Consider the following 24,400-nt stretch of genomic DNA (forward strand, 5'->3'; position numbering starts at 1 on the left):
TATATTATACGTACTTTTTACGCATATTTCCACCCAATCATCCATTTATCAACTTAACCATCTGCTTTGTTTATTAAGTTGGTTGAAATAAACCGGATAATATCGCCGCGGCTAATAACCCCAACTACTTTGAAATCTTCATCGATTACAGGTATTTTTTTGAAGTGATATTTGGAGAAAATGTTTAATATCTCCTCAAGATCATCATCGGGGTGTACAGTATGGATATCCTTATCTTTCATTATATTTTTGGCGAGCTGGTTTATACTATTTTCAATTTTGTGGTTTAAATCCTCTTTTTCACTGACAAGGACAAGTGAAAACATATCATAAACAGACCTTCCTTTTGGTTGAAGGTAACGAATAATGTCTCCGTCACTAATTATTCCCCGTAAACGGTTATTCGCATCAACTACAGGAACTCCGCCAATTTTATGTTTTACCAGTAATTCCAGTAATTCTCTTATCGATGTTTCTTTGTTTACTGAGATTACATCCGTAATCATGAAGTCTCTTACCTTCATATAATCACCTCACATTTTTCTATAAAAACCGATCATTTCCGCTTTTTACCCTCAAACATTCTAATATTAAAATATCACTTAAACAAAAGAATTAAAATAAATTAATTTTAGTTTACATAATAAAAATATGGTAAATCAATATTGAAAAACATATTAAACCTTTATATAAAAAGAGCCCTGAAAATATTTTCAGGACTCTTTAAATTAATTTGTTTAAACAGGGTATACCCCATGTTTTCTTTCGGTAAATGTTGTATTCTTTGATTCGTATATACTGTACCGATTAACTAATTCAGCACGAAGTTTATCAGGATCGACTACTGCGTCAACAACCATTTCGGATGCCAATCGATAAATATCAATATTATCCTTGTATTCCTCCTGCTTTTCTTTTATAAATGCGGGGCGTTCCTCTTCCGGAAGTTCAGCAATTTTGTTCGCATAAACTGCATTTACAGCAGCTTCCGGTCCCATCACAGCGATCTGTGCCGTCGGTAATGCCAGACAGCAATCCGGTTCAAAGGCTGGGCCTGCCATTGCATATAATCCCGCACCATACGCTTTGCGTACAACAACCGAAATTTTCGGAACGGTTGCTTCGCTCATAGCAGCAAGCATTTTGGCACCGTGACGGATTATGCCTGCCCGCTCCACTTTTGTTCCGATCATAAATCCAGGAATATCCATCAGGAATAGAAGCGGTATATTAAACGCATCACACAGCTGCATGAATTTAGCTGCTTTATCCGCGGAATCCGGGAATAAAACGCCGCCTTTCATCCGTGGCTGGTTTGCGATAATTCCAACTGATTTTCCATTTATTCTGGCAAGGCCGGTTATCAATTCCGGTGCAAATTTCTTTTTGATTTCACAGAAACTGTCTTCATCAATGATCCTGTTAATCAAATCTTTCATGTTAAATGGTGCATTTTGATTTTCTGGAATCAATTCAGCAATTGATTTTTCAAATTCTTTTACTTCCTTTGCGTTCACGGTTTGCGGTTTTTGCCGGAAGTTTGCCGGAAAATAACTTAGGTATTTCTTTGTATATTCAATTGCCTCTTCCTCGGATTTAACAAGAACGTCACCACATCCGGAAACCGAACAGTGCATATTTGCTCCGCCCATCTCCTCGAGACTTACTTTTTCACCAATTACTTTTTCTGCCATTCGTGGTGAGCCTAAATACATTGATGCATTCCCATCAACCATGACGACAATGTCGCAAAATGCCGGAATGTATGCACCGCCTGCTGCCGATGGTCCAAATAACAGACAAACCTGTGGCACCCGGCCTGACAGCTTTATCTGATTATGGAAAATCCTTCCTGCCCCACGACGTCCAGGGAACATTTCAACTTGATCGGTTATTCTTGCACCGGCGGAATCCACAAGATACAACATTGGTATTTCCAATTTAGCCGCTGTTTCCTGTATGCGGATAATTTTTTCTACGGTGCGTTTGCCCCAAGATCCTGCTTTAACAGTTGAATCATTGGCCATTACACAAACAGACTGACCGCCAATCTCACCAATTCCAGTAACTACACCGTCGGATGGCAATGAGTCATCCACGCAATTTGCAAAAAATGCATCTTCAATATTAATGCCATCATCAAACAGCAATTCCAGACGTTTGCGGACAAATAATTTTCCTTTTTCTTCGTTTTTCCGGTGGTATTTTTCCTTTCCACCACTCTCTATTTTTTCCATTCTGCTCTGCAGTTCTTCCAAATATGACATGTAGTGCCCTCCTGCTCCTATTTACCTTGATAGACAGGCTTTCGTTTTTCTTTAAATGCCTGTAATCCTTCGATTCGGTCTTCTGTTGGTATCGTTTCTTTATAACATAAGTGTTCAATCGCAAGTCCTGTTGTAATATCTGTCTGAATACCTTTATTTATCGCTGTTTTCGCCTGTTTTAATCCAATAGGTCCATTTTTAGCGATCATATTTGCAGTTATTATTGCCTCATCCAGCAGATTTTCAGATGATACAACCTGTTCAACCAATCCAAGTTCAAGCGCCTCCCGGGCTGTGACCGGCTTTGCTGTAAATATAAGCTTCTTAGCCTTTCCCGGACCAATCAGACGAGTCAGCCGCTGTGTGCCGCCAGCACCTGGAATAATTGCAAGAGACGTCTCTGTCAGGCCGGCTTTAACATGATCGGAAGAAATGCGTATATCGCAGCCCAAAGCAAGCTCCAGACCACCGCCAAAAGCAGCACCATTTAAGGCAGCTATTACAGGCATTTTCATATTTTCTATGTTTGTTATTGTTTCGCCAATATATTTAACAGCAGCCACCACCTGATCCTCCGACATCCCTTTTCGTTCCTTAAGGTCAGCTCCGGCACAAAATGCTTTTTCTTTTGAACCGGTAATAATAGTGCAGCGGATTTCTTCATTCGCGTTTATGTTGTGAACATGATTGTTAAGCTCATCTAGTAATGGTTTTGACAAAGCATTCATTGCTTCTGGCCTGTTCAGTGTTAATAATGCTACATGGTTATCTACTAATTTATATTCTACCAAGTCTCCCACTTTAATCCTCCTTCCCAGTAGTCTGATATATTTAAAAGTCTAATTGAAAAGCAGCTGTTTCTTGTAGTAATTTATTTACTCAATAATAGCAATAACGTCGCCTTCGTTAACGAAATCGCCTTCCGCAACTTTTAATTCCTTTACAGTTCCTTTTTCAGCTGCAATCGGAATTTCCATTTTCATCGATTCCAGGATGACAATATCCTGATCCTCTTCCACCTGTTCTCCTGCACTTACTACTATTTTCCAGACACTTCCTGCCATTGATGCTTTTACTTCACTCATGATTAACTCCTCCTATTTTGCTTTAATTTGTGGTAAATAGAATTGCTGTACAAAACTTGTTGTCGTATTTCCTTTTTTAAATTCATTATTATCAATAACATCAAGCAGCATCGGTATATTCGTTTTAATACCCTCTACTTTATACGTTAGTAATGCTTCTTTCATTAAGGAAATAGCTTCGTCCCTGTCACTGCCTTTCACGATCAACTTTCCGATCATCGGATCATAAAACGGTGTTACATCATAATTTCCTGTCACCGCAGTTTCATTGCGGATATGTTCTCCTTCAGGAAGTTGGAATTCAGAAATATGCCCTGGTGACGGGAAGAACGTTTTCGGATCTTCTGCATAAATTCGAACCTCGATTGCATGACCATCAATTGTCAAATCACTCTGTTTTAACTGCAGTTCTTTTCCATCTGCAATTTCAAGCTGTTTTTCAACAATATCCAGTCCGGTAATTTCCTCTGTTACCGGATGTTCTACCTGGATTCGCGTATTCATTTCAAGGAAATAGAAGTTCTCCTGGTTATCTACTAAAAATTCAATGGTACCGGCGTTTGTATAGCCAAGTGATTTCGCTGCCTTTACGGCTGCATCGCCCATTTCCTCGCGTGTTTTTTCAGAAATGAATGGTGAAGGAGCTTCTTCAACTACCTTTTGATTGCGACGCTGAATCGAACATTCCCGTTCGAATAGATGAACGGCATTACCATGGCTGTCAGCAAGCAGTTGAATTTCGATATGACGGGCGTTTTCCAGTTTTTTCTCCATAAACATAACACCATCACCAAAAAATGTTTTGGCACGTTTTGAATTGCTTTCAAATGCCTTCAGCAGTTCATCATCTGTATGGACAACCTGCATTCCAATTCCACCGCCACCGGCAGAAGCTTTCAGCATAATCGGATAGCCAATATCCTTGGCAATTTCAATTGCTTCTTCAGCTGAGGCAACCGCGCCATCCGTACCGGGAACGACTGGCACGCCAGCTTTCTGCATCGCCTTCCGTGCTTCAATTTTACTTCCCATTTTTTCCATGACTGTTTTGGATGGGCCGATAAATATAATACCATTTTGCTCACATTTATCGGAAAACTGTCCACTTTCACTTAGGAATCCATAACCCGGGTGAATCGCATCCACATTGGTGTCTTTAGCAATGGAAATAATTTTATCCACATTTAAGTAGCTTTCATTAACACGGGGGGGACCAATCAAAAAACTTTCATCCGCCATTTTGACAAATGGCGCCTTCTGATCTGCTTCCGAATAGACAGCTACAGTTTTAATATCCAGCTTTTTACATGTTCGGATTACCCTTGCTGCTATTTCCCCGCGATTTGCAATAAGTACTTTTTTAATCATTGACTCGCTCCTATTACATGATTTGTTCTTTTAAAAGACATGAAATTTCTTCCCACATAGTTAATATCAGAGTCCCAATTGTCTTGCAATAACCAGCCGCTGCACTTCAGAAGTACCTTCCCCAATTTCCAGCAATTTCGCATCACGCAAATATCTTTCTACCTCATATTCACGCATGTAGCCGTAGCCGCCGTGGATTTGAATTGCCTGGTTGGCAGCACGGAAAGCAGTTTCGGTTGCATATAATTTGGCATATGCTGCCTCTTTTGAGAATGGTTTTTCATTATCTTTCAACCAGGCGGCCTTATAAACTATGTTTCTGGCAAGCTCAACTTCCATCGCCATATCTGCCAGTTTGAACTGGATTGCCTGAAAATCAGAGATTGGCTTACCAAATTGCTTACGTTCCTTTGCATAACTCAGTGCTTTATCAAGCGATCCCTGTGCAATACCAAGCCCCAGGGCAGCAATGGAGATTCTCCCGCCATCAAGCGTGTACAGGAATTGACTAAAGCCCTTATTGGGATCACCAAGCAGATTTGCTTTAGGAACACGAACATTATCCAACACAATTTCTGCTGTATCTGAACCGCGAACCCCCATCTTGTCGTAATCACTCTTTATCGTTATACCCTCTGAGTCAGTTGGAACAATGATGGCAGAAATAATATTCTTCCCGCGTTCATTTTTACCTGTAACTGCTGTAACGATAATAGTTTTCGCATAACTAGCATTGGTTATAAAGCACTTTTCGCCATTAATGATGTAGTCCTCGCCATCTTCCACGGCAGTTGTTTTCGTACCGCCGGCATCAGATCCCGCATTGGGCTCCGTCAGTCCGAATGCCCCCAGTGCTTTCCCTTCAGCCATCGGTGTTAGAAACTTTTTCTTCTGTTCCTCAGTTCCAAAATAATAGATTGGACTTGCACCAAGCGAAACAGTTGCAGCAAAGCTCAATCCGGTACTGCCGCAGACTCTTCCAACTTCTTCGACAGCGATTGCATAGGATACCGTATCGCCGCCTGATCCACCGTACTCTTCGGAAAAAGGGATTCCCAATAAGCCCAGTTCACCCATTTGTTCGAATGTATCCAATGGAAACTTAGCCTCTTTATCAATTTCTATAGCCTTAGGCTGAATAACATTCTGGGCAAAATCCTGAACCATTTTTCTAATCATTGATTGTTCTTTTGTTAATTCAAAATTCATCTCAAACCTCCTCGTATTTTCCGCGTAAGACCGACTGGTTGGTCTGTCGATACCATTAAAAAAGAAAGCGGTTTCTTTTATTCGGGTAAAAAAAGACTTTCCTGTCCATTGTTTTTTTGGTATGTAGTTGTGTCCAGAACTGCTCGTAATATCAAATCAACAAATATGTCCCCAATTTCATCGATTGATTTAGGTCCTGATTGGTTATACCATTTATACGTCCAGTTTACCATACCGAGAATTGCCATTCCTGTAATATCTGCAGGTATATCACTGCGAAAGTCTCCGCGTTTCTTGCCTTCATCGATTGACTTAATGATTATTTGTTTAAAATGATCTCGTTTTTTCTTAATCAGCGACTCATACTCCGGTTTCAAATAAATATTTTCCTGATAAAACACGGAAATATGTGCCTTATAAAGGTCAAACACTTTAACAAAATCTTTTACTATCGCTTCCAGCTTTTCCGTTGGTGAATCATAGGTACCGTTTGCGATCATCGCTTTATCCAATACATATGATATAAATGTATCGTGAATGACATACAGCAGTTCGTCCTTTGACGTGAAATGATGATAAAAACCGCCTTTTGACGTACCGACTTTTTCCACAATCTGGTTTACCGAAACACCATGGAAACCGTTTTTCTCAAATAAAAACAGTGATTCCTGAATGATTCTATTTCGCAGATCCGTCATGAGCCCTCCTTTCAGCAATCTAATTTTACCCTATCATATTTTTCTGAAAATATAAAGTGTTATTAATGAGAAGATGATATAAACTGCGACATAATCTAGAAAAGAAGATTAAGTGCTATAACACCGCTGTGGAAATACACTTTGGTGCTCTTCGTGTTGCAAGTGATTTCACAGATTCATACAGAAGCCAGGCTTGTAATCATCGTGAGGGCTGTCTTAACAAAATTGGTGCCGATTTAGACTAGAAATAATCGAGAGTCAAGCTGTCTCGATGAAAAGGAAACCTATTTAGGATGGTAACCATTGAGAGGAACGCTGTCTTGATGAAAAGAAAAACGATTTAAGCTAGAAACCATTGAGAGGAGCGCTGTCTCGATGAAAGAGAGACCTATTTAGGCTAGAAATCATCGAAAGGAACTCTGTCTCGACGAAAAAGAATGGGAAAGTGAGTATATTCCAGTTGCGGGGCATGAAAGCCTCAAAAAGTGAAACTTATAAAACTTAGTTCGCAATTTATATCAATATTCCGTTAAAAAGCTTATGGTCAGTTTCCTGGAAGAAACTGACCAATTAGTGATTTATTCAGCTATTTCGTCAAAAGGCTTTTCGTATACAGCATTTTTCCACACTTCAGTCACTTCTCCCTGATTGTCACTGTCTATCACAAATGAACCATTACTGTAACGGTCACTCACAGATAGCTCCAGTGGATACAAGTCCTCCATTTGCCCTTTGCTTGTTTCAAAACATATCGTTTCATGATCATTAATCACAAAGAATCCTTTCACTCGATGTGGTTTGTTTTTTAATTCACGAAGCATGATTAATCCTCGTTTAGCCCGGCCGGATTTCTCAAACTCTCGTAATTTCATCCGTTTACAGGCACCACGTTGTGTTACAACCACAAGTGAAGGCTCTGACAAATCATCAAATACCTGACCATTTATAACATAGTCATCTTCTTTTAAGTTGATTGCTTTCACACCTGCTGCCCGCTGGCCTACTACCGAGACTTCCGATTCATGGTACCATAAACCATAACCTTTATTGGTAGCGACAAACACATCTGAATGTCCATTCGTCTGAAAAACATTAACAACTTCATCGTCACCTTTTAAATTCAGTGCAATAAGTGCTTTGGAGTAACGCTGTGCATTATATAATGAAAGTTCACTTCGCTTAACCATTCCGTTTTTAGTAAAGAAAATCAGGTAATTCTGATCACTGAATTCCCGAACAGGAACACATTGGACTATACGTTCATCCTTATCAAGTGTCACCATATTGGAAATGTGCTGTCCAAGATCTTTCCACCTGATATCAGGTAATTCGTGGACAGGAATGAATATATACTTTCCCTTATTTGTGAATAACATTAGTTTATCTGTTGTATTTATCTCCAGCAAACCAACAAGATGGTCCTCATCCTTCATGGCGAATTCTTTGCCATTTGAGGCACTGTACGAACGAAGGCTCGTTCGTTTAACATATCCGTCCCTGGTTATGGACACAAGAACATCTTCACTTGCAACAGTCACTTCTATATTAAACGTCAATTCTTCAATTTGATCTTCAATGACAGTTTTACGACGATCAGCAAATGATTTCTTAATCTGCTTCAAATCATTTTTTATCGTTTGAAAAAGTTTTTTCTCACTTCCCAGTATCGCCTCTAATTTTTCAATCGATTTACGTAATTCTTCTGCTTCTTTCTCCAACGATGTTACGTCAGTATTGGTTAAACGATATAATTGCAGTGTGACAATTGCTTCAGCCTGTGCTTCGGTAAATTTATATTTCTCTATAATTCGCTTTTTGGCGTCCGATTTATCTTTTGAAGCCCGGATTGTTGCAATAAGTTCGTCCAAAATCGAGATTGCTTTTATTAAACCTTCAACGATGTGTGCCCGGTCATTTGCTTTTTTTAAATCAAATACAGTTTGTCTTGTAACAACCTCTTTTTGATGTGCAATATAAGCATCAAGCATTTGTGGCAGTGACAACAGTTTAGGTGTTTTATCCTGAATGGCAACCATGTTGAAATTATATGTAACCTGTAAATCGGTATTTTTATATAAATAGTTTAAAACACCTTTAGCGTTTGCCTCTTTCTTTAATTCAACAACAACGCGAAGACCTGTTCGATCGGTTTCGTCACGTACTTCGGCAATACCCTCCACTTTACGGTCAATCCTTAATTCATCCATTTTTTTAACCATATTTGCTTTGTTAACCTCATATGGAATCTCGTCAATTACAATTTGCTGCCGGTTACCGCGTACATCTTCTATTGATGCTTTACCACGTACAACAATCTTTCCCCGTCCGGTTTCATAGGCTTTTTTGATTCCATCCACACCCTGGATAATACCGCCGGTTGGAAAGTCCGGACCTTTCATTACTTTCATTAACTCGTCCACTGTAACATCCGGTTTGTCAATCTTCTTAATCACTGCATCAATAACTTCGGATAAGTTATGTGGTGGTATATCTGTTGCATAACCAGCGGAAATACCGGTGGAACCATTTACCAGCAAGTTTGGAAATTTTGCCGGCAGTACTACCGGCTCAGAAATTGTGTCATCAAAGTTTGGGATAAAATCAACTGTTTCCTTACCGATGTCTCGAAGTAGTTCTGAAGCAATTTTAGAAAGTCTCGCTTCTGTATAACGCATTGCTGCAGGTGGATCACCATCAATGCTTCCGTTATTTCCGTGCATCTCTATAAGTCCGTTTCGAACTTTCCAATCCTGACTTAATCGAACCATGGCTTCATAAACGGAAGAGTCTCCATGTGGATGGTAATTCCCGATTACTGTACCGACTGTTTTAGCTGACTTACGAAAGTTTTTATCATGTGTATTCTTTTCTTCGTTCATTGCATACAAGATTCTGCGCTGTACCGGTTTCAACCCATCACGGGCATCTGGTAAAGCACGGTCTTGAATAATATATTTACTGTATCTTCCAAACCTGTCACCAATTACTTCTTCCAGTGGAAGGTCTAAATAATTCTCAGGTTGTGACAAACCAATCCCCCCAATTTATTTTGCTGTTCAGTTTACATATCTCTTTAGTATTGGCTCTAGAATTAAGAGTGTATCTTATCGTTTTCCAAAATACTGGCGTCTTCTGTCATGCCGAATTCAACGTGGCCCTCGATCCATTTCCTTCTCGGTTCAACCTTGTCGCCCATTAAAGTGGTAACCCGTCGTTCAGCCCGCGCTAAATCTTCAATAGTTACACGGATTAAAGTCCTTGATTCCGGATTCATGGTCGTTTCCCATAGCTGATCTGCATTCATTTCACCAAGACCTTTATACCGCTGAATGATATAACCATTTTTAAATTCCTTAATTGCCTTCTTCATTTCATCATCATCCCAAGCATAGACTACCTTTTCTTTCTTACCTTTACCTTTTGAAATTTTGTATAAAGGAGGTAGCGCTATATACACTTTTCCAGCTTCGACAAGTGGACGCATATACCGGTAAAAGAAAGTCAAGAGCAGAACTTGAATGTGTGCCCCGTCTGTGTCAGCGTCAGTCATGATAACAATCTTATCGTATTGCACATCCTCTAAATCAAAGTCTCCGCCGACGCCAGCACCAATTGTATGGATAATTGTTGAAATTTCTTCGTTCTTAAAAACATCTTCCAATTTTGCTTTTTCCGTATTAATAACTTTTCCGCGTAATGGCAGTACGGCTTGAAATTTCCGATCACGTCCCTGCTTGGCAGATCCACCCGCAGAGTCACCCTCTACCAAATACAACTCATTCTTTTTTGCGTTTTTTGACTGAGCAGGAGTAAGTTTCCCGCTTAACAACGTATCTTTACGTTTTTTCTTTTTGCCTGTTCTCGCATCTTCCCTGGCTTTTCTGGCAGCTTCACGGGCCTCTTTTGCTTTTATTGCTTTTTTAATTAACATTCCTGCAGCATCGGGATTTTCTTCAAGGAAATAGGACAGTTTCTCAGAGACAACCGCATCAACAACAGAGCGTGCCTCGGAAGTTCCCAGCTTGCCTTTGGTCTGACCTTCGAATTGAAGCATTTCTTCCGGAATACGTACGGAAACGATTGCAGTTAGTCCTTCACGGATATCTGTGCCTTCGAGATTTTTGTCCTTTTCTTTAAGAAGGTTGTTTTTTCTGGCATAATCGTTAAACGTTCGTGTTATTCCGGTCCGCGCCCCGGATTCATGTGTTCCTCCATCTTTTGTACGTACATGATTAACAAAAGAAAGCATACTTTCAACAAATCCGTCATTAAATTGGAATGCGAAGTCAACCTCAATACCCTGCTGCTCCCCTTCAAATGAAACAACCTGATGCAATGTATCCTTTTCTTCGTTAATGTATGTGACAAACGACTCCAGCCCATCCGGGAACTGGTATTCTTCCTTTATCTGATCCCGTTCATCGATTAGTTCAACTTTTAATCCTTTTAACAAAAAGGCTGCTTCACGCAGTCGTTCAGATAAGGTTTCAAAGTTATAAACGACCGTTGAAAAAATGGTTGTGTCCGGCTTAAAGTGAATGATTGATCCTTTTTTATTCGTCTTTCCAAGCTTTTGAATGGAACCTGCTGGCATTCCACCATTTTCAAAACGCTGGAAATACTTATTCCCTTCACGAAAAATAGTTACTTCAAGCCATTCTGATAATGCATTCACTACTGAAGCACCAACGCCGTGCAGGCCGCCACTCGTTTTGTATCCACCCTGGCCAAATTTCCCTCCAGCGTGGAGAACAGTGAAAATAACTTCCGTTGTTGGCTTGCCGGTGCTGTGCATTCCGGTTGGTATTCCTCTTCCGTTGTCTTCCACTGAAATGCTGTTATCTTTATGTACGGTAACCTTAATCACATCACCATATCCTGCCAAAGCTTCATCAACTGCATTATCTACAATTTCAAAAACCAAATGGTGCAATCCCCGTTGATCGGTGCTGCCTATATACATTCCTGGTCTTTTTCTGACAGCTTCCAGACCTTCGAGTACTTGAATTGAATCATCTGTATAGTTCATCGACTGTTTTACCATTCAGCTGCAGACTCCTCTCATACTACGTAAATTTCAAATTGGTATTATTTTAATATTAGAACAAATGTTTGCAGATGTAAATATCCTGTAGTGTTTTCAAAGGCTGTTAAGAACTATATTAACGTAAAACACGTTAATTAGTATACTACAATTTGTTCAGAGCTCAAAAAAAGAATGACCAGTAAAGGCCATTCATACCATGTTACTATTTCACAAGAATAGAATGTGCTACTTTTATACACATATCCATTATTACTGTGAAGTCCCGGTTTTTCAAATAATCATAAGCTTCCTGACTGATGATACCTTGTTGAGCCCAGAATACCCGACAATCGGTTTGTGCAGCTTCTTTTGCAATATCCGGCAAAAACTCTGGCCTCCGGAACACATTAATAATATCGATTTCCTCATCTATATCTGTCAGCGATTTATAAGCTTTTTCACCAAGAACTTCATCAATCGTTGGGTTAACAGGAATAATTTTATATCCCTGTTCCTGCATGATTTTTGATATTTGATAAGAAGTTCTATCAGGCTTATCAGATAGACCTACGACAGCCACAGTTTTTGCAGATTCTAAAATTTCTTTTATTGTTTCGTTTGATGGGTTTTCCCATGACATTGTTATTACCTCCCTTACTTCTCAAGTAAACCTTGATCCACTAAATATTCCTTGGCAACCAATTCAGGTGATTGGTCTTCATAATCAACCTGATAATTCATCTGCCGCATTTGATCATCCGTTATCTTACCCCCAAGCTGATTTAATATTTCCTTCAGCTCAGGATACTTTTCAAGTGTATCTTCTCTTAATAAAGGAGCACCTTGATACGGAGGAAACAGGTTTTCCGGATCATCAAGCGTTACCAGATTCAATTCAATCATATAACTGTCTGTTGCATACGCATCAATTATGTCTACATTGCCATTAGCTAATGCTTCCTGGCGAATTCCCGGTTCCATTGTTTTAACGTTGGCAATATCCAGATTATACACATCCTGCATTCCTACATACCCATCATATCGATCTTTGAACTCCAAAGTAAATCCGGCAGTAATATCATCCTCCAGCTTGTTTAAATCACCGATCGTTTGCAAGTTATGCTTTTCAGCAAGTTCTTTTGTTGTGGCAACTGCATACGTGTTATTAAACTGCATAGGCTTTAACATTATCATCCCGTATTTTTCTTTCATGCCTTTTTTGGCCTGCTTATACACTCCTTGTTTCTTGTTGCTCTCTGCTTCCTGTTCCAAATGGGTTACAATTGCTGTACCGGTAAATTCAGGATAAATATCGATACTGCCATTTTTTAATGCACTGAATACAAAAGCAGTTTTACCCAGACCTGGTTTAAGTTCTACGTTTAAGTCAGTTTCTTCTTCAATAAGCAATTTATACATATTAATTAATATTGCAGGCTCTGAACCAAGTTTACCTCCAATAGTCAAATCAGCTCTTTGTTCAGAGGTAAATACTAAAGGTGATCCCACGATAAGTATTGCGATGATTAACATTGCAATGAACGATTTAAATCCTGCCCGCTTTGAAAACCGTTCAAAGCCTCGCAATATAAAATCCAGAGCAATGGCTAATAATGCAGCAGGGATGGCGCCAAGAAGAATCAGATTCAAGTCGGCACCACGGTCAATTCCAAGCAGGATTAATTCACCAAGCCCCCCTGCACCAATTAATGCTGCAATCGTCGTTGTTCCGACAATTAATACCATCGATGTTCGGACTCCCGCCATAATTACCGGCATAGCAATTGGTAACTCTACTTTGGTCAAACGCTTTAATGAGTTCATTCCCATACCGGTTGCTGCTTCTTTTAAAGCGGGATTTACTTCCTTAATTCCAGTATATGTATTACGAAGGATAGGCAGCAAACCATATAATGTCAGTGCTATTATTGCTGGTCTTATTCCAATGCCGAAAAAGGGAATTAAAAATGCCAAAACCGCTAAACTTGGTATCGTCTGCATAATAGCCGATAAGCCGATAACCGGTTCTGCAATTCGTTTATACCTTGTAAGTAACAAACCAAGCGGGACTGCAATAATAATCGCTATTATTAAGGATATCAATGAGACTTGCAGATGCTCCCAAATTGTCTCCAACAGCATATCCTGTCTTTTCTGGAAAACAGAAATAAATTCCTGCATTACTGAATCACCCCGTTTTCCAGCCTGGATTTACTTTTTAAAAACGAAACAATATTTTTGTAGGTAAGTGTACCAACCAGTTCACCTGATTTTAGGACAGGGAACACCGTTTGGTTACTCGCTTGTAATATTTCTTCTGCCTTATAAAGTGGCATATCATTTTCCAAATGCTGTACTTGCCGTTCTTGCCCATCTTCCACGGCTCCTAAAAGTTTATTATTTTCATCCCGAATAACAAACATGCCACGGCCAGGGAATTTGTTTTGTTCGACATCACTTTTCGTTATGACCTGAGAACCGGTCTGATCTGCTATAACATCAACTGCAGTTTGCCATGGAGACTTTCTTTCACCAATGAAGTCTTTTACAAACTGCGATTTTGGATTCAAAATAAGCCGCTGAGGCGTGTCAACTTGTACAATTTCCCCTTCTCTCATAAGACAGACTTTATCACCGATTGCCATTGCTTCATCCATATCATGTGTAACAAAAATAATCGTCTTTCTGATCTCCTTCTGCAGTTTTCTAATATCATTCTGTAAGTATTCACGACTTATTGGATCAAGGGCACTAAATGGCTCGTCCATTAAAATAATGTCCGGATCGGCAACCAATGCACGTATTACCCCAATCCGCTGCTGTTCCCCACCAGACAGTTCGTCAGGCATCCGACCTTTAAATTTAGATGGGTCGAGTCCAACCATATCCAGCAATTCAATGCTTCTTTCCCTGATTTTATCCCGCCTCCACTTTTTCATTTCCGGAACTACAGCAATATTTTCCTCGATTGTCATATGAGGAAATAAGGCAATTTCCTGCAGCACATATCCAATATTCCACCGTAATTCATGTATATTATAGTCAGTGATATTTTTGCCATCTATGTAAATACTTCCTGCTGTAGGTTCAATTAACCGATTTACCATCTTCATTGTGGTTGTCTTGCCACACCCGCTCGGACCGATTAACGTGACCAGTTCACCTTTATTTACTGTTAATGAAAAATTCTTAAGAGCCTCTGTACCATCAGGATATACTTTTTTTACGTTACTGAATTCAATCATATAATTCTTCCTTTTCATTTTATAAAATAGGCTGCTCTTATAGTTAATAGTAACATTATTTAATACCCCATGAAACCTGGGGCTAAACCTGATAACTATCCATATTTTAATTAAAGGTTCTTTGAATCATCACTTCATGGTAAAATATAAGTCAGATTAACTATTAATGGAAAGAAGGAAGTTGTGTGGAGTATATTGTTTTTGCAATCATTGCATATATTTTAGGGTCAATTCCCTCAGGACTTATTGTTGGGAAACTCGGTTACAATATTGATATTCGTGAACATGGAAGTGGTAATTTAGGTGGAACAAATACATTCCGTGTTTTAGGCATTAAAGCAGGTGCTCTTGTTACACTGGCGGATATCCTGAAAGGGACAGCTGCAACGGTAATTCCTTTATTTTTCGATGCTGATGTATACCGGCTGGTAATTGGTCTGTTTGCTGTATTAGGCCACACCTACCCATTATTTGCCAAGTTTAAAGGTGGAAAAGCAGTTGCAACATCAGGAGGGATTATACTCGGGATTAATCCGATTTTATTTGCTATAATGATTGGCTCATTTATCCTGACTTTGTATATATCCAAATATGTTTCACTGTCATCGATAATTACCGGTATCGTTGCTGTTATCTGTTCAATTATATTTAAGGATGTCGGACTAATATTTGTCACGTCTGCCTTGACTATATTTGTTTTCTACCGGCATACAGATAACATTAAACGTATTAAAAACAAAACAGAACCGAAAATAAAATGGATGTAATTGTTGATAAGCCAATAAATTGAACAAAATTTACGTCTTCAGTATAATTTGAAATAGACAGAATAGAAAGGGGTCATCGATATGGATAAAGCTAAGACCTTACCTAAAAAGCAGTTACCAAACAAAGCACAACGACATAAATTATTTGGCTCAGTACAGCCAGGCCCAAAAACAAAACCAAGTGAAAAAAGTAAAATGGCCGATCTTCAAAACACGAGAGAAGACTTTCTGTTTGATCTGGATTCAGTCGGAATTTCCAATGTGAAACACCCGATTACAGTGACCAGTAATTTAAATCCAACTGTCCAAACGAGTATCGGTACATTTAAATTTTCATCAAGTATCGCAAAAGAAAGCAAAGGAACAAATATGAGCCGTTTTACTGAACAGCTTCAAAAATATCATCAGCAAGGGTTTACCATTGATTTTAAAACGCTAAAAACCTTTACGAAAGATTTAGCAGAAAGGTTAGACCAAAAAGATGCTGAAATTGAAGTGAGTTTCCCATGGTTTTTCGAAAGGAAAGGTCCTCAATCAGAGCTTTCCGGAATGAACCATGCGGATATTACAGTAAACGTATCCTATGATTCCGATTCAGGTTTTTCCATAAATACTTCACTCGCTGCACTTATAACAACACTATGCCCTTGTTCTAAAGAAATAAGTGAGTACAGCGCACATAATCAGCGCGGACAAGTGACAATGCGTGTTTCTTTAGCGGAAGATTTTGATGAGGATACGACAGATTGGAAGGAAATGCTGCTTGAAGCTGCCGAAAGTAATGCCAGTGCCAGACTTCACCCGGTTTTAAAACGTCCTGATGAAAAAATGGTTACCGAACAGGCATATGAAAATCCCCGATTTGTTGAAGATATAGTTCGTTTAGTCGCTGCAGATTTATATGAAATGCCTTTTGTTACAAAATTTAATGTTCAATGCCGTAATGAGGAATCTATCCATATGCATGATGCGATAGCTTCAGTAACATATGATAAAACACAAGACCAATCTTAATTAAAGGATAAGGTTCATGAAATATTTTTTTATAGGATTTATTAAATTCTACCAAAGGGTTATCAGTCCGTTTAAACCACGCACATGCAGGTTTTTTCCTACCTGTTCACAATATGGTCTTGAAGCGTACAAACGATTTGGTGCGTTTAAAGGAACCTATTTAACCATTAAGCGAATAAGTAAATGTCATCCTTTCCATCCAGGTGGTGTGGATTTAGTACCTGAAAAAAGTGATAAGCGTAAAAATACCAGCACATCAAGGAGTTGACTGTTTTGAACTTAAGCGTGACTGAAAATGCAGCAAAGTGGTACAAAAGTGAATTCGAAATAGAGCAATCCGCACAAGTACAATTCTTTGTACGTTATGGTTTTGGGGGAATTATCCCCGGTTTCTCACTCGGAGTAAGGCTGGATAAACCAGTCGACATATATGCATCATGCGAATCTGAAGGAATTACTTTTTTCATTGACAGTAAGGATGCATGGTATTTTGATGATAAGAATTTAAAGATTCAACTGGATGAACAGACTGATGAACCGGAATTTATTTACTCATGAAAAAGAGGGGCATTTTTAAATGCCTCTCTTTTATAAATCAAATTTCGCTATATGATCCCATTTTTGTTCATATTTTAATATTTCTTTTTGTGTATCACCGAAAAGATCATAATGAGGAAAGCTTTCATTCCTGTCAATCCAGTTGGACTTAAGGCCATACCCTTTTCCCCATTCGATCAGCTTTTCGAGGTCATTGCATCCTACTTTTGTGACTGTATAACAGCCCGGAAACCGATCATCCAGCCAATAATGAGTTAAAAATGCAATATTACCTTTTTCAACTTCATTCTTCCAGGAAATAAGTTCCCTTCTATTAATTCCAAATGCCATTATGAATCACCATTAAGTTGTTCCGAATATGCCTGATGCCAATCCGGAAATCTTTTTTTCAATGACAATGGACGGAAACTGTCCTTCTTAACAATAACATGCTGCGTTGTACCACTAACAGCAATTTTACCGTCATTATTAAGAATGTTATAGGCATACAACGTTCGGATTCCATCATATTTTTCAATCCATGTCTCAACTGTGACTTGTTCCCCATAGCGGATCGGTCTTTTAAACGATATTTGTGCATCCACCACAGGTGAAACGACATTATGCTTTTCCATTTCAGTATAGTTAAATCCTAAGTTTTCTATGTACTTGGTTCGTCCGATTTCAAACCAAACCAGATAATTGGCATGATAAACAACTCCCATTTGATCTGTTTCCTGATATCTTACTTCAATTGGTGTTTGTATCTTATTCAACCATAAATCCTCCCTATCCTATCATTACATAAAACATTTTATCACAGTTAATTGATTTAAATAAGATACTTTGCTTATAAGTAATTCAACTTCGCAGCGTGACATGAACTGACTAATGCGATCGGATTTAGTCGTGGTTTATATATTTTGAATATAAAATCGAAAACAGCTTTTATTTTTATTAAGGTTGTCAAGATAACTATTTAAATCTATTCATGTATACAACATTTAACAGTTTATACTTACTTTATTGGCGTGAAAGTAGGGTAAGTAACAAAACCTCAAACCATTCAGTAATGGTCTGAGGTTTTTATTTCTACTAATTATGCTGATTATGGTTGTATTCATCACTTATTTCCTGTCGCATGCCTTCAATTGCTCGTTCTCGGCGCTTATTCTTTTCTTTTATATTCTGTTTTTCTTCACCGGATGAAAACTTCATTGTTTCATGAGCATCTTCAATATTCTCAATTGTATCCTGGACCATGCCTTGAAGTTTTTCAACATTATCACTGCGATCATCAGGTTTTGGTTTGTATTTATCGTTCATTTTGCATCTCCTTTTTAAAAATTTTCCACCACTCACGGTGCATCCAAACGTATTTTTTGCCGTTAACCTGATATTATACCTAAAAAAATAGCCTTGTCCATTTGATTCAGCACTGGACAAGGCTATTTTTATTTTGCTTTCTTTTTATTTAAAAGCTCGTGTTTCGTTTCAAGACCATTCTCTATTTCTTCTAATCGGCTGCGATCCTCTAATATCTGTCTTCTGTTTTCCTTTACCAGTTCATCAAAGGAAACCCGTTTTTTTAAAGAAATAGTAATTCACTCCTTTTAGAAGATAGTATTACCATTTCTTAGTAAATTTATAATAAAATTAATCTAATTTATTTGCCATTTCAACCATATATTCGTATGTCATTGGCCCTAGCTTGGGAGGTTGTTGCACTTTTCCGTCTGTCCCGATAAAATAAGTGGACGGAACACCGGCAACGTTATACAATTCCTTTACCTTTCCTTTTTTATCAAGCGGCACAGGATATGTATACCCGTATTTATCAATGTAATTACGTACTTTCTTCACCCCGCCGCCTGTTTCACTATCGGTAAGGTTAACTGCAATCACTTCCACTTTATCACCGTACTTTTCATGGAATTTCTGCATTTCCGGCATTTCTTTTTTACAAGGGCCGCACCAGGATGCCCAAAAATTTAAAATTACTTTCTTTCCACGTAAATCCGATAACTGGAACGTATCACCTGAAAGGGTTTCAACTTTAAAATCCGGAGCCATCTTACCTACTTCAATACTCGATTGTCCGGGGGCAACAATCCCAGCACCTTGAGCATTACCTGAATCAGTGTTTGAGGTGCTTGTCTCACTTGTATTATCGTCCATAAACCCAATGATGGCCACTACAATCAAAAAAGCCATTACTGCAACTCCGATTAATTGCTTTACCATTTTATATCCCCTTATCATATACATTCATATATTGTATCTTATTCTCAATATATATATATGTAAAGCAAATGGGTATAATATTCATAAATCGTTCAAATTAAGAAGCCAATGCGCTGGGCATTGGCTTCTTTTATTAACTTATTTAAGTTTGTTACGCAGAACCATTTGAAGAATTCCACCGTGACGGTAGTAGTCAACTTCAACATCACTGTCAAAACGTGCAACTGCATTAAATTCAGTTGTTTTACCGTCTTCTGCAACAGCAGTAACCTTCACAAGGTCATGTGGTTTTACATTTTCATCAACTTCCACGTTAAAAGTTTCTTCTCCTGTTAAGCCAAGTTTATCGGCATTTTCATCTTTTTCAAATTGCAGTGGCAGTACACCCATCATTACCAGGTTTGAACGGTGGATACGTTCAAAGCTTTCTGCAATAACAGTTTTAATACCAAGCAGATTTGTACCTTTAGCTGCCCAGTCGCGGGAAGATCCCATTCCATAGTCTTTTCCGCCAATAACGATTAATCCGGTTCCATTCTCCTGATACTTCATAGCTGCATCGTAGAACGGCATAACTTCTCCTGTTGGCCAGTAAGTTGTATAGCCGCCTTCTTTGCCTTGTGCCAGCAGATTGCGGATACGGATATTTGCAAATGTACCACGCATCATTACTTCGTGGTTACCACGGCGTGAACCATAGGAGTTAAAGTTTCTTGGTGATACACCTTTATCCTGCAAATACTGTCCCGCCGGCATATCTTTTGCGATAGCCCCAGCCGGTGAAATATGGTCGGTAGTTACTGAATCGCCAAACTTTCCGATTGCACGGAGTTTGTTTAATGGCTTCACCGTACCCGCTTCTTTTGATAACCCTTCAAAGAATGGAGGGTTTTGAATGTATGTTGATTCACTGTTCCATTCAAATAAAGGTTCGTCTGTTGTCTTGATTTCATTCCATCTTTCATTGGAATCAAATACACTTTCATATTCTTTCCGGAAGATTTCAGGTTTAACTGTGCTCTGAACCGCATCTTTAATTTCCTCCATGGAAGGCCAAATATCGTTCAGATAAATTGGTTCACCATCAGCATCAGTTCCCAATGCATCCTCAGTCAGATCAACATCAACTGTTCCTGCCAGTGCATATGCAACTACCAGTGGCGGTGAAGCAAGATAATTAGCTTTTACCAGTGGATGAATTCGTCCTTCAAAGTTTCGGTTACCTGATAACACGGAAGAAACAGTTAAATCACTTTTTGAAATTGCTTCTTCAATTTCCGGGCGTAATGGTCCGGAGTTACCAATACATGTCGTACATCCATAACCAACCAGATTAAATCCCAGGCGATCCAAATATTCCTGTAAACCGGAGTCTTCCAGATAACGGGTAACAACTTTTGAACCTGGAGCAAGTGATGTTTTCACGTATTCCGGTACTTGTAACCCTTTTTCGACTGCTTTTTTAGCAATTAAACCAGCACCCAGCATTACGTATGGGTTGGATGTATTTGTACATGATGTGATTGCCGCGATAGCAAGCGCACCAGTTTTCATAACCGATTTTTCACCATTTGGATGTTCAACAATCGCTTCTTTATCAAATTCAGATTTATCCATGCCAAGGCCCTGATTTCCAGCAGGAGCTGTAACTGCTTTATTAAACTCTTTTTTCATATTTGACAGTGCAATTAAATCCTGCGGGCGTTTAGGACCGGAAAGGTTAGGTTCCAGTTCAGAAAGATTGATTTCCACAAGCTCCGAATACTCAGGGTCTGCCTGGTCTGATGAATACCAAAGACTATTTTCTTTACAATATTTTTCAACAAGAGCGATTTGTTCTTCACTTCGTCCTGTCAAGCGCAAATAATTTAATGATTCTTCATCAACAGGGAAGAAACCGCACGTTGCACCATACTCAGGTGCCATGTTGGAAATAGTTGCACGGTCTGCCAGTGGCATATCTTTCAAGCCAGGACCGAAGTATTCCACAAATTTACCTACTACGTTCTGTTCACGAAGCACTTGTGTAACTTTTAGTGCCAAGTCTGTAGCAGTTGTTCCTTGTGGGAAGCTTCCAGTAAATTTAACACCAATTACTTCTGGTGCAGGGAAATAAGATGGTTGTCCCAGCATTCCTGCTTCAGCTTCGATACCGCCAACTCCCCAGCCAAGTACACCAAGGCCATTGATCATTGTTGTATGTGAGTCGGTCCCAACTAGTGTGTCAGGAAATGCATCATAGCTTCCGTCTTCATTTTCTAGCCCATGTACAACATTTGCAATATACTCCAGATTTACCTGGTGAACAATACCAGTTGCAGGCGGAACTGCACGGTAGTTTTGAAACGCTTTTTGAGCCCAGTGTAAAAATTCGTAACGCTCTCCATTACGTTCAAATTCAAGGTCCATATTCGCTCTAAGAGCATTCGGTGTACCGTATTGATCTACTTGTACCGAGTGGTCAATTACTAAGTCAACAGGTACTTCAGGATTGATCTTATCCGGTTCTCCCCCCATATCAACCATTGCTTTACGTAATGAAGCTAGGTCAACTACAGCCGGAACACCAGTAAAGTCCTGCAGAATAACACGTGATGGTTTAAAAGGGACGTCTACACCTTCCCCATCGTTTGTTCCCCACTTTGAAAGTCCTTCAACGTGTTCATCTTTAATTACATGACCATCTTTTTGACGGACAAGTGATTCCAAAAGAACACGAATGGAAAATGGCAAGCGGGATACATTTCCAAGTCCTGCATCTTCAAGTGCTTTTAATTGATAGTAATTATACGTTTTACCATTCAAATCGAATTGCTTTTTTGCATCAATTCCCATCTGTTATACTCCTCTCTCTGCATTTTGTCACAACCTCAAGGGTAATTTTGACAAAATTATTACTCTACTAATATATCTTATATGAAAATATTCTATAAAACAATTGATTCAAGGCATTTACTATATATAAATAAATTATTAAAAGTGATAACTAAAACTTATATGTATGAAAATTTAAGAAATCTATTGGTTATAATTTCAAAATCAGTTTATATATTATGCCTGGGCAAAATAATCCTGAATGTACTACCCTTGTCCTCATTCTCATTCTGCAGAATCTCAAGTTTTCCTTCGTGCTGTTCAAGAATCTGCTTTGTAATCATCAGCCCCAGACCTGTACCACTCTCTTTTGTTGTAAAAAAGGGTTCACCTAATTTATGTATCACTTCTTCAGGTATACCTGGACCCTGATCAATAACGTCTGTCAGAATTTGTTTCCCGTCAGTTGAAACAAATATTTTGATTGTTCCTGGTTTATCCATTGCTTCAATGGCATTTTTCACGATATTGATCAATACTTGTTTTATTTGAGACCGGTCACAATAAACTGTAAGATTACCTGTATTCTCCCAAAGAAGATCAATGTTTTTCATTTTGGCCTGTGATTTTAATAGTGTGACAACATCGTCAATCATTTCCTGTACTTTTTCGATTTCCTTGTTATCGGTAAGGGGTTTTGAGATGAAAAGCAGTTCTGAGGTGATGGATTCCATTTTTTCAATTTCATCAATCATTATTTTATAATATTCTTCTTTTCTATTTACTCCTGCCTGGAGCAACTGCAGAAAACCTTTTAGTGAGGTTAATGGATTTCGGATTTCATGTGCGACACCCGCAGCAAGCTGTCCGGCCACTGACATTTTTTCTGAACGGATCATCATTTCCTCTGCTTCCTTTTTATCGGTGATATCTTTTGTTACCGCAATATAATAAACATTTCCTGTCTCGTCTGATAACTGAGTTACCAGATTTTCCGTCCAAATATTTCTTCCGTAAACATTTTGAATATTAATATTAAAAAATTGTGTGGAAGACTTATTGTTGTCAAAATGTTTTTTAATATATTTAATATCGTCAGCTGATATTTTTTCATACCATTGGGTTCCCAGCATGTCCGTTTTCTTATACCCTAACAATTGTTCAATCGATTCGGAAATGTAAACGATACTTCCATCTCTATCCCAGACAGTAATAAAACCATTCATATTTTCATCTATCCATTTTAAAATTGAAGGGGGTAAATCAGAAATATCGTTAAAAAAGTTCGGAGACTTAGGAGTGGTTGTTGGGTTTTGCCTAGTTTCATTATTATTTGTATGTTGTTTACCGTATTTATTTAGCATCGTTTTCCCTCCATATCCCATAAAAACAACAAATTCTGGTTAATACACTAATTAATATGACAAATAAAACGAAAATATGATACTTGTATGATTTAAAACATCCGATTATAATTGTATTAAATTAAAGTACAATTAAAACAATTATCCAGATAATAGTAATGTTACTATAAATAGTGATAAAAATAAATATTTGATGTGGGATATTTTACTAAAATATCATTTTATTATGTCTTTTTATGTAGAATTGGGTGGTATTATGTCAGTTATTGTTGATTATTTAATCGTTTTATGGGGATTTTTGCTTCTTGGTCTGATGGGCATTGGCGGATTTTTTATGTTCCGCAAATTTCTGAAAAAATTACCAAAGGACGACGGAAAATCGGTAATGGACTGGGAAGAATATTTTGTAGATAAAACGAAAAAAATGTGGAGCGAAAATGAAAAAATATTGTTGGAGGAATTAGTTGCCCCTGTACCTGAATTATTCAGAGATGTAGCAAGGCAAAAAATTGTTGGTAAAATTGGTGAAGTTGCACTGCAAAAAAATATGAAAAAAATTACCAGAGATGTACTAATAGAAGGTTACATTTTAGCCACGCCAAAGCGGGACCATAAATTTTTAAGGAAAAAATTAAAAGAAAAAAAAATTGATGTGAAGCCTTATGAACACTTATTTAAATTATCCCGTAATAACTATGTAGAAAACTGGAAATCCCGCTACAATAAAGGATAGACAGGTAAATTAATCTAAACCGAAAGTAA

Annotated in this window: 24 protein-coding genes; 5 read left to right on the top strand and 19 right to left on the bottom strand. The window is 38.4% G+C overall.

Annotation, left to right across the window (positions count from 1 at the left end; all coding sequences use genetic code 11):
- Positions 1-53: 53 nt before the first annotated feature.
- The 12 genes from G6R02_RS08920 to G6R02_RS08975 form a co-directional block, all read right to left on the bottom strand.
- Positions 54-524 (bottom strand): CBS domain-containing protein, encoded by a 471-nt coding sequence (locus G6R02_RS08920; RefSeq protein ID WP_164668868.1) that lies wholly within the window; start codon positions 522-524, stop codon positions 54-56.
- A 213-nt stretch (positions 525-737) separates the two neighbouring features.
- Positions 738-2,267: an acyl-CoA carboxylase subunit beta gene (locus tag G6R02_RS08925; protein WP_164668869.1), complete on the bottom strand. Its 1,530-nt coding sequence runs from the start codon at positions 2,265-2,267 to the stop codon at positions 738-740.
- Positions 2,268-2,284: 17 nt separating this feature from the next.
- The gene (locus G6R02_RS08930) at positions 2,285-3,067 is read right to left on the bottom strand and encodes an enoyl-CoA hydratase (protein ID WP_164668870.1); all 783 of its coding nucleotides are present in this window, start codon (positions 3,065-3,067) and stop codon (positions 2,285-2,287) included.
- 75 nt (positions 3,068-3,142) lie between these two features.
- Positions 3,143-3,352, bottom strand: coding sequence for an acetyl-CoA carboxylase biotin carboxyl carrier protein subunit (locus tag G6R02_RS08935; RefSeq protein ID WP_164668871.1), 210 nt, complete (start codon positions 3,350-3,352; stop codon positions 3,143-3,145).
- 12 nt (positions 3,353-3,364) lie between these two features.
- Positions 3,365-4,720, bottom strand: coding sequence for an acetyl-CoA carboxylase biotin carboxylase subunit (gene accC, locus G6R02_RS08940; RefSeq protein WP_164668872.1), 1,356 nt, complete (start codon positions 4,718-4,720; stop codon positions 3,365-3,367).
- 66 nt (positions 4,721-4,786) lie between these two features.
- On the bottom strand, positions 4,787-5,929 hold the full coding sequence (locus tag G6R02_RS08945; RefSeq protein ID WP_164668873.1) for an acyl-CoA dehydrogenase family protein: 1,143 nt from the start codon (positions 5,927-5,929) through the stop codon (positions 4,787-4,789).
- 77 nt (positions 5,930-6,006) lie between these two features.
- Complete coding sequence (locus tag G6R02_RS08950; protein WP_164668874.1) at positions 6,007-6,627, bottom strand: TetR/AcrR family transcriptional regulator; 621 nt, start codon at positions 6,625-6,627, stop codon at positions 6,007-6,009.
- Positions 6,628-7,205: 578 nt separating this feature from the next.
- The gene (gene parC / locus G6R02_RS08955) at positions 7,206-9,656 is read right to left on the bottom strand and encodes a DNA topoisomerase IV subunit A (protein WP_164668875.1); all 2,451 of its coding nucleotides are present in this window, start codon (positions 9,654-9,656) and stop codon (positions 7,206-7,208) included.
- A 62-nt stretch (positions 9,657-9,718) separates the two neighbouring features.
- Entirely contained in the window at positions 9,719-11,671 is a 1,953-nt protein-coding gene (gene parE / locus G6R02_RS08960) for a DNA topoisomerase IV subunit B (RefSeq protein ID WP_164668876.1), read from the bottom strand.
- Between the two features lie 205 nt (positions 11,672-11,876).
- Positions 11,877-12,293 carry a CoA-binding protein gene (locus G6R02_RS08965; protein WP_164668877.1) on the bottom strand — a complete coding sequence of 139 codons (417 nt, stop codon included), beginning with the start codon at positions 12,291-12,293 and terminating at the stop codon, positions 11,877-11,879.
- Positions 12,294-12,307: 14 nt separating this feature from the next.
- Positions 12,308-13,834, bottom strand: coding sequence for an ABC transporter permease/substrate-binding protein (locus G6R02_RS08970; RefSeq protein ID WP_164668878.1), 1,527 nt, complete (start codon positions 13,832-13,834; stop codon positions 12,308-12,310).
- Positions 13,834-14,898 carry an ABC transporter ATP-binding protein gene (locus G6R02_RS08975; RefSeq protein ID WP_164668879.1) on the bottom strand — a complete coding sequence of 355 codons (1,065 nt, stop codon included), beginning with the start codon at positions 14,896-14,898 and terminating at the stop codon, positions 13,834-13,836. The genes G6R02_RS08970 and G6R02_RS08975 overlap by 1 nt, the downstream gene beginning before the upstream one ends.
- A 185-nt stretch (positions 14,899-15,083) precedes the next feature.
- Between G6R02_RS08975 and plsY the strand changes: the two genes are divergently transcribed.
- The 4 genes from plsY (at position 15,084) to G6R02_RS08995 (ending at position 17,237) form a co-directional block, all read left to right on the top strand.
- Positions 15,084-15,665, top strand: a complete 582-nt coding sequence (plsY, locus tag G6R02_RS08980; RefSeq protein ID WP_164668880.1) for a glycerol-3-phosphate 1-O-acyltransferase PlsY — start codon at positions 15,084-15,086, stop codon at positions 15,663-15,665.
- An 81-nt stretch (positions 15,666-15,746) separates the two neighbouring features.
- Positions 15,747-16,679, top strand: a complete 933-nt coding sequence (folE2, locus tag G6R02_RS08985; RefSeq protein WP_164668881.1) for a GTP cyclohydrolase FolE2 — start codon at positions 15,747-15,749, stop codon at positions 16,677-16,679.
- 16 nt (positions 16,680-16,695) lie between these two features.
- Positions 16,696-16,947 (top strand): membrane protein insertion efficiency factor YidD, encoded by a 252-nt coding sequence (yidD, locus tag G6R02_RS08990; RefSeq protein WP_164668882.1) that lies wholly within the window; start codon positions 16,696-16,698, stop codon positions 16,945-16,947.
- A 5-nt stretch (positions 16,948-16,952) separates the two neighbouring features.
- Complete coding sequence (locus G6R02_RS08995) at positions 16,953-17,237, top strand: HesB/YadR/YfhF family protein (protein WP_164668883.1); 285 nt, start codon at positions 16,953-16,955, stop codon at positions 17,235-17,237.
- Between the two features lie 30 nt (positions 17,238-17,267).
- Here the strand turns inward: G6R02_RS08995 and G6R02_RS09000 are convergent, their stop codons facing one another.
- The 7 genes from G6R02_RS09000 to G6R02_RS09030 form a co-directional block, all read right to left on the bottom strand.
- A complete protein-coding gene (locus G6R02_RS09000; RefSeq protein WP_164668884.1) occupies positions 17,268-17,567 on the bottom strand; it encodes a hypothetical protein in 300 nt (99 codons plus the stop codon).
- Complete coding sequence (locus tag G6R02_RS09005; RefSeq protein ID WP_164668885.1) at positions 17,567-17,992, bottom strand: acyl-CoA thioesterase; 426 nt, start codon at positions 17,990-17,992, stop codon at positions 17,567-17,569. Before G6R02_RS09005 ends, G6R02_RS09000 begins: the two co-directional genes overlap by 1 nt.
- A gap of 319 nt (positions 17,993-18,311) precedes the next feature.
- Positions 18,312-18,542: a small acid-soluble spore protein Tlp gene (gene tlp, locus G6R02_RS09010; RefSeq protein WP_164668886.1), complete on the bottom strand. Its 231-nt coding sequence runs from the start codon at positions 18,540-18,542 to the stop codon at positions 18,312-18,314.
- A gap of 128 nt (positions 18,543-18,670) precedes the next feature.
- Positions 18,671-18,820, bottom strand: a complete 150-nt coding sequence (locus tag G6R02_RS20240) for an FbpB family small basic protein (RefSeq protein ID WP_164670357.1) — start codon at positions 18,818-18,820, stop codon at positions 18,671-18,673.
- 52 nt (positions 18,821-18,872) lie between these two features.
- Positions 18,873-19,460: a redoxin domain-containing protein gene (locus G6R02_RS09020; protein WP_164668887.1), complete on the bottom strand. Its 588-nt coding sequence runs from the start codon at positions 19,458-19,460 to the stop codon at positions 18,873-18,875.
- A 138-nt stretch (positions 19,461-19,598) separates the two neighbouring features.
- Complete coding sequence (gene acnA, locus G6R02_RS09025) at positions 19,599-22,295, bottom strand: aconitate hydratase AcnA (RefSeq protein ID WP_164668889.1); 2,697 nt, start codon at positions 22,293-22,295, stop codon at positions 19,599-19,601.
- A 209-nt stretch (positions 22,296-22,504) separates the two neighbouring features.
- Complete coding sequence (locus G6R02_RS09030; RefSeq protein WP_246202536.1) at positions 22,505-23,638, bottom strand: ATP-binding protein; 1,134 nt, start codon at positions 23,636-23,638, stop codon at positions 22,505-22,507.
- A gap of 256 nt (positions 23,639-23,894) precedes the next feature.
- On the opposite strand from G6R02_RS09030, the gene G6R02_RS09035 reads away from it, so the two are divergent.
- Positions 23,895-24,371, top strand: coding sequence for a DUF2621 family protein (locus G6R02_RS09035; RefSeq protein WP_164668891.1), 477 nt, complete (start codon positions 23,895-23,897; stop codon positions 24,369-24,371).
- Positions 24,372-24,400 lie beyond the last annotated feature (29 nt).

The organism is Virgibacillus doumboii, from assembly GCF_902806455.1.
Taxonomy (GTDB): domain Bacteria; phylum Bacillota; class Bacilli; order Bacillales; family Amphibacillaceae; genus Lentibacillus; species Lentibacillus doumboii.